General features: G+C 70.3%; 6 protein-coding genes and 1 tRNA gene. 5 read left to right on the top strand and 2 right to left on the bottom strand.

Annotation, left to right across the window (positions count from 1 at the left end; translation table 11 throughout):
- The first annotated feature begins 129 nt into the window (after positions 1 to 129).
- The 4 genes from MFF42_RS11175 (at position 130) to MFF42_RS11160 (ending at position 3,390) form a co-directional block, all read left to right on the top strand.
- Positions 130 to 615, top strand: a complete 486-nt coding sequence (locus tag MFF42_RS11175; protein WP_238255824.1) for a TolC family protein — start codon at positions 130 to 132, stop codon at positions 613 to 615.
- Between the two features lie 59 nt (positions 616 to 674).
- Entirely contained in the window at positions 675 to 1,136 is a 462-nt protein-coding gene (locus MFF42_RS11170) for a hypothetical protein (RefSeq protein WP_238255823.1), read from the top strand.
- A 174-nt stretch (positions 1,137 to 1,310) separates the two neighbouring features.
- Positions 1,311 to 2,687: an ethanolamine permease gene (gene eat, locus MFF42_RS11165; RefSeq protein WP_238255822.1), complete on the top strand. Its 1,377-nt coding sequence runs from the start codon at positions 1,311 to 1,313 to the stop codon at positions 2,685 to 2,687.
- A 10-nt stretch (positions 2,688 to 2,697) separates the two neighbouring features.
- Positions 2,698 to 3,390 carry a glutamine amidotransferase-related protein gene (locus tag MFF42_RS11160; RefSeq protein ID WP_238255821.1) on the top strand — a complete coding sequence of 231 codons (693 nt, stop codon included), beginning with the start codon at positions 2,698 to 2,700 and terminating at the stop codon, positions 3,388 to 3,390.
- A gap of 1 nt (position 3,391) precedes the next feature.
- Here the strand turns inward: MFF42_RS11160 and MFF42_RS11155 are convergent, their stop codons facing one another.
- Positions 3,392 to 4,414: an aldo/keto reductase gene (locus tag MFF42_RS11155; protein ID WP_238255820.1), complete on the bottom strand. Its 1,023-nt coding sequence runs from the start codon at positions 4,412 to 4,414 to the stop codon at positions 3,392 to 3,394.
- Between the two features lie 149 nt (positions 4,415 to 4,563).
- Between MFF42_RS11155 and MFF42_RS11150 the strand changes: the two genes are divergently transcribed.
- Positions 4,564 to 5,475 carry an AraC family transcriptional regulator gene (locus tag MFF42_RS11150; RefSeq protein WP_238255819.1) on the top strand — a complete coding sequence of 304 codons (912 nt, stop codon included), beginning with the start codon at positions 4,564 to 4,566 and terminating at the stop codon, positions 5,473 to 5,475.
- Positions 5,476 to 5,496: 21 nt separating this feature from the next.
- Here MFF42_RS11150 and MFF42_RS11145 read toward each other — a convergent pair.
- Positions 5,497 to 5,581: transfer RNA gene (locus MFF42_RS11145), tRNA-Leu, on the bottom strand.
- Positions 5,582 to 5,710 lie beyond the last annotated feature (129 nt).

Below are 5,710 nucleotides of genomic sequence, written 5' to 3'. Positions count from 1 at the left end.
CGACGAGGCCGAGGACGAGACCGCGCAGGCCTCGGCCGAGGAGGTCAGCAACGTCCGTCCGTTCACCTCCACGGGCAAGTCGGCCTCATCCGACGCCTCTCGTTGAAGAACAGCTGGAAGGATCGTTGAATGTCTGAGCAAGCTGCGAAGGACGCCCCTTCCTCCGGCAACTCGATTCTCATGCGGGCTTGGCAGGCCAATGTGACGCGACCGGGAGACAAGGTCATCACTTTCTCGCCGGCAGGCTCCGAGGGCGGATCGTCCTCCGAGGGAGGCGCGTCGCCGCCGCAGCGCGACTGGGTCTCGGCGATCGACCTCGTGCAGGAGGCGGCCGAGGCCATCCGGATCAGCGAAGAGCGCGCCGGCGAACTCGAGAACCAGTTGCGGAACGTCATCGCCCAAGCCGAGGACGAGGTGCGGCAGCTCCAGAAGACGATCGCATCGAACCAGGTTCTACTGGCCCAGGCGGAAGACCGCGCCCGCCGCGCCGAGGCGCGGGCGAAGGAGGCGGAAAGCTGGCTGGTGCGGATCCACGATGCCGTGTTCTCGGCCTTCGGCGCCAAGGCCAAGCCCGGCACCGCGGAGAGCACGGACACCGGACAGGACACGCCCTGAGACGAGACAGCGCTTTCATGCATGTCGCGTGTTCCTGTCCGATGAGCAACGAGCCTCGTGTGCCGGTTCAACCGCCCGAACGGACCCTGTTCGATATCGAAGTCGGGCTGTGCGACGCGCTGGGTCTGGTGAAGCAGGCCGCGGACACGATCGATGATCTGCAGCGCTGGAAGGAGACGATCGAGCCGCAGGCGTTGAGCCTGATCCGGAGCGTCCAGCAGGAGCGCGACCGGTGGCAGCTGGAGCGAACGGCCCTGGCCGATGAGATCCGCGAATGCCGGCTGACGATCAGCGCGACCAAGACGGCCCTGCGGACGGCTCTCTCCGAGAAGGAGATCCTGCTGCGGCGCTATCACGACGCGAGAGCGGCGGCAGCCGCCTCCGAAGCGCGCGCCTGCGCGGCCGAGAATCTGCTCGCCTTCATCTATCAGACCTTCCATGTCGAACTCGGCGGGACGTCCGGCGACGGCCCGATCCTCCGCCTTCCTCATCCAGCCGGCGGACAAGTCTCGCCCGAATAGCCGCCCCGCGCCGGACAGCGGCGTTCGGCCTCGCGGGCGCTGAGGCGGCGTGCCCGACGCCACGGAAACGGCAACGCTCTTGCTTGGCCATTGTCCCATAGCCCCTGACTCACGCCTCGCCGGCGGATGCCTCATCGGAGGCCGCCTCATGGGCAGGGAATGCGGAGATGCCCGATGCCGAAGCCTTCGACCGCGCTCGATAAGAGCCTCAACGCCTTCCATCTCTGGGGCATCGCCGTCGGGCTCGTGATCTCCGGCGAGTATTTCGGCTGGAGCTACGGTTGGGCGCAGGCCGGCACCCTCGGCTTTCTCATCACGACCGTGTGCGTGGCGGCGATGTACGTGGCCTTCATCTTCAGCTTCACCGAACTCACCACCGCGATCCCTCAGGCCGGCGGCCCCTTCGCCTATTCCCTCCGCGCCTTCGGCCCCACCGGCGCGGCGGTGGCGGGCTACGCGACGCTGATCGAGTTCGTGTTCGCCCCGCCCGCGATCTCGCTCGCCATCGGCGCCTATCTCAACGTCCAGTTTCCCGGCCTCGACCCGAAGCACGCGGCGCTCGGCGCATACCTGCTGTTCATGGGGCTCAACATCGTCGGCGTGCGCATCGCCGCCACCTTCGAGCTGGTCGTCACCGTGATCGCGGTCGGCGAACTCCTGGTCTTCATGGGCGTCGTCGCCCCGGCCTTCAGCCTCGCGAACTTCACCGCCGGGGGCTGGGCGGGCCAGGACGCGTTCGGTCCGGCCGCCATCGGCGGGATCTTCGCGGCGATCCCCTTCGCGATCTGGTTCTTCCTCGCCATCGAGGGCGTCGCCATGGCCGCGGAGGAGGCGAAGGACCCCAAGCGCACCATTCCCGTCGCCTACATCACCGGCGTGCTGACGCTCACCGTGCTCGCCTTCGGCGTGATGCTGTTCGCCGGCGCCGCCGGGGACTGGAAGAGTCTCTCCGATCTCAACGATCCCCTGCCCCAGGCGATGAAGCGGGTGGTGGGCGAGTCGAGCGGCTGGCTGCACATGCTGGTCTGGCTCGGCCTGTTCGGGCTCGTCGCCTCGTTCCACGGCATCATCATGGGCTATGCCCGCCAGATCTTCGCGCTGGCCCGCGCCGGCTTCCTGCCGGCGGTGTTCGCGCGGGTGCATCCGCGCTTCCAGACGCCGCACGTGGCGACGCTGGCGGGCGGGATCGTCGGCATCGCCGCGATCTACAGCGACAACCTGATCAGCGTCGCCGGCCAGTCGCTCACCGCCAGCATCGTGACCATGGCGGTCTTCGGCGCCCTCACCATGTACATCATGAGCATGGCCGCCCTGTTCCGGCTCCGCCGCAGCGAGCCGGATCTCGCCCGGCCCTACCGGGCGCCGCTCTATCCCTCCGCGCCGGCCTTCGCGCTGGCCATGGCCGTCATCTGCCTCGTGGCGCTCGTGGTCTACAACCCGCTGATCTTCGCGATCTTCGCCGCGGTGATGGGCGCGGCCGTGCTGCTGGTGCGGCTCGTGGCCAAGCCGGCGGCTCCGGCGTCGATTTCCACCTTCGACCCGGCGATCTAGATCACCCCCCATGCAGATCGCCATCCTCGAAACCGGCCATCCGCCCGAGCGGCTCGGCGGGCGCTTTCCCTCCTACGGCGCGATGGTCGAGGCGCTGATCGGGGACGGTCACCGCTTCGAACGCTTCGACGTGACGGCGGGCCGCTGGCCCGAGGCGCCGGAGGCGTTCGACGCCTTCGTCGTCACCGGCTCGCCCGCCTCGGTCTACGATCCGATCCCCTGGGTCGAGGACCTGCTGGTCTTCCTGCGGCGCCTCGACCACTCGAAGAAACTCGTCGGCCTCTGCTTCGGGCATCAAGCCCTGGCGCAGGCCCTCGGCGGGCGGGTGGAGCGCTCCGAGCGCGGCTGGGGCCTCGGGCTCCACGCCTACGCGGTGGTGGAGCGCGCCCCCTTCATGGACGACGCGGAGCGGATCGCCGTCCCCGTCAGCCATCAGGATCAGGTCGTGGCGCTGCCGCCTGGCGCGCGGGTGCTCGCGGGCAGCGCCTTCACGCCCTTCGCCGTGCTGGCCTGGGGCGACCGCCCCGCCCTCTCCTTCCAGTGCCACCCGGAATTCGCGCCGGACTACGCCCGAGCGCTCACCGATGGCCACCGGGCCGGCATGGCCGACCCGGCTCTGGTGCCGGCGGCTCTGGCCTCGCTGGAGGCACCCCACGACAGCGCCCGCGTCGGCGGCTGGATCCGGCGCTTCCTGCGAGGATAGGTCAGGCGCGGTAGGCGCCCTGCCGCTCCAGCATCCAGCCGGGATATTCCGGAGGCAGCCGGGTCGCCGCGTCGAGCCGTGCGAGTTCGTCCGCGTCGAGCCGCACCCCCGTCGCGCCGATATTGTCCTGAAGCTGCCCGACGCGCTTGGCGCCGACGATGACGCTGGTGACCACCTCCCGGTGCAGGAGCCACGCCAGCGCCACCTGCGCCACGCTGCATCCCTTCGACTCCGCGATCCCCCGCAGGGCATCGAGCGCGCCGGCCCCGCGGGTCCGGTCGACCGGCGGGAAATCGAAGGTGGTGCGCCGCCCGTCCGCGGCCGCGCCCTCGTTCCTCTCGTCGTACTTGCCCGAGAGATAGCCGCCGGCGAGCGGGCTCCACACCATCAGCCCGACCCCCTCGGCGGCCAGCATCGGCGCGATCTCGCGCTCGAGGTCGCGTCCGACCAGGGTGTAGTAGGCCTGCAGCGAGACGATGGGGCTGAGCCGCCGCATCTCGGCGACGCCGACCGCCTTCATCACCTGCCACGCCGCCCAGTTCGACAGGCCGAGGTAGCGGACATGGCCGTGGCGCACGAGGGTGTCGAGCGCTTCCAAGGTCTCGGTGACCGGCGTCGCCGGATCGAAGCCGTGGATCTGGTAGAGGTCGATATGGTCGAGGCCGAGCCGGGCGAGGCTCGCCTTGCACTGGCTGAGGATGTGCCCGCGCGAGGCGCCGCGGGCGTTCGGCCCCTCACCCATCGGCCCCAGCACCTTGGTGGCGATCACCACGTCGTCGCGGGGGATGCCGAGATTCTTGAGCGACTGGCCGAGGATGCGCTCGCTCATCCCGCCCGCGTAGACGTTGGCGGTGTCGATGAAGTTGATGCCGGCGTCGAGCGCGGTCTTCACGAGGGTGTCGGCCTCGTCCTGGCCGAGCCGGCCGATCTGGCCCCACAGCCCTTCGCTTCCGCCGAACGTCATGGTGCCGAGGCAGAGTTCGGACACGAACAGGCCGCTCCGGCCGAGGGGGCGCATACGCATGGAGAGGGTCTCCGTCTGGAAGGGATGCCCCGTGATACGGCCTCCGGGGCCTTCCGCGCGCGGCCGATCCTCTCAAGCTCTTGCCCGATCCTCTCAAAGCCGGCTCGCGCGGATGCGCGGGCGCGGCGCGCGCGCTAAGATCCCGACCGATGACGACGGACCTCTCCGGCCTCGCGGCGCTGATCGAACGGCAATGGCATCGCTTCGGCCGGGAAACGCCCTTCGACGGGCTGCTCCTCAACCGCGCCGAGATGCCGAGCGGCCTGATCCGCTCGGTCTACCGCCCCTCCTTCTGCGTGGTGGCGCAGGGGGCCAAGGCGACGCTGCTCGGGGGGACGGCCTTCCGCTACGCCGCGGGGCAAGCCCTGCTCGCCTCCCTCGATCTCGCCGTGACCGCCCGGATCACCGAGGCGAGCGCGGCGCGCCCCTATCTCGCGCTGAGCCTCGCGATCGATCTCGATGCCCTGGCCGACCTGCTGAGCGACCAGGCGGAGACCCTCGCCGAGGCGACGGCGCCCGTCCCGGCCTTCGCGCCGCTGCGCACCGTCGCCCTCGATCCGGACCTGTGCGATCCTCTCGCCCGCCTCCTGACGCTGCTCGATCACCCCCGCGACCTGCCCGTGCTGGCGCCGCTGATCGGACGGGAAATCGTCTGGCGCCTGCTCGGCGGCCCGCTCGGCCCGGCCCTGCGGCAGGTCGGCCTGCCCGAGAGCCACGCCGCGCGGATCGGCCGGGCCACGGCCTGGATCCGCGCGCACTACGCCGAAGCCCTGCGCGTCGCCGATCTGGCGGCGCTGGCGCGCATGAGCCCCGCGAGCTTCCACCGCCATTTCAAGGCCGTGACGACGATGACGCCGGTCCAGTTCCAGAAGCAGGTCCGGCTCCACGAGGCGCGGCGCCTGCTGCTCGCCGCCGGCGACGTGGCGGGCGTGGGCTACGCCATCGGGTACGAGAGCCCGTCGCAGTTCAGCCGCGACTATCGCCGCCTGTTCGGCGCACCGCCGGGACGGGACGGCGCCGCGATCCGGGCGCGTCTCACCGCCGAGCCGAGTCTGCCGTAACCGGTTTCGATGTCGGATGGCTGGTGCGGGTAGAGGGAATCGAACCCCCACGCCTTTCGGCTGGCGATTTTGAGTCGCCCGCGTCTACCAGTTCCGCCATACCCGCGACGCTCCCGCCTCTTGGCACAAGCCGCGGCGACGGGCCAGAGCGAATTTTTGCCGGGCGAACGGGCTTCAGACGGTTCCAGTTAATCACTCTGGGCGTCGCCCCTCTCCTCCCCCTTGGGGGGAGGAG

This window comes from Methylorubrum podarium, assembly GCF_022179745.1.
Taxonomy (GTDB): Bacteria; Pseudomonadota; Alphaproteobacteria; order Rhizobiales; family Beijerinckiaceae; genus Methylobacterium; species Methylobacterium podarium.
The sequence above is the reverse complement of the archived record's forward strand: the minus strand, read 5'-3'. Positions and strand labels throughout refer to the sequence as shown.

Coding starts and splice junctions, on each gene's coding strand:
- MFF42_RS11175 (WP_238255824.1), top strand. CDS start 130: ATGTCTGAGCAAGCTGCGAAGGACGCCCCTTCCTCCGGCAACTCGATT.
- eat (WP_238255822.1), top strand. CDS start 1,311: ATGCCGAAGCCTTCGACCGCGCTCGATAAGAGCCTCAACGCCTTCCAT.
- MFF42_RS11160 (WP_238255821.1), top strand. CDS start 2,698: ATGCAGATCGCCATCCTCGAAACCGGCCATCCGCCCGAGCGGCTCGGC.
- MFF42_RS11155 (WP_238255820.1), bottom strand. CDS start 4,414: ATGCGTATGCGCCCCCTCGGCCGGAGCGGCCTGTTCGTGTCCGAACTC.
- MFF42_RS11150 (WP_238255819.1), top strand. CDS start 4,564: ATGACGACGGACCTCTCCGGCCTCGCGGCGCTGATCGAACGGCAATGG.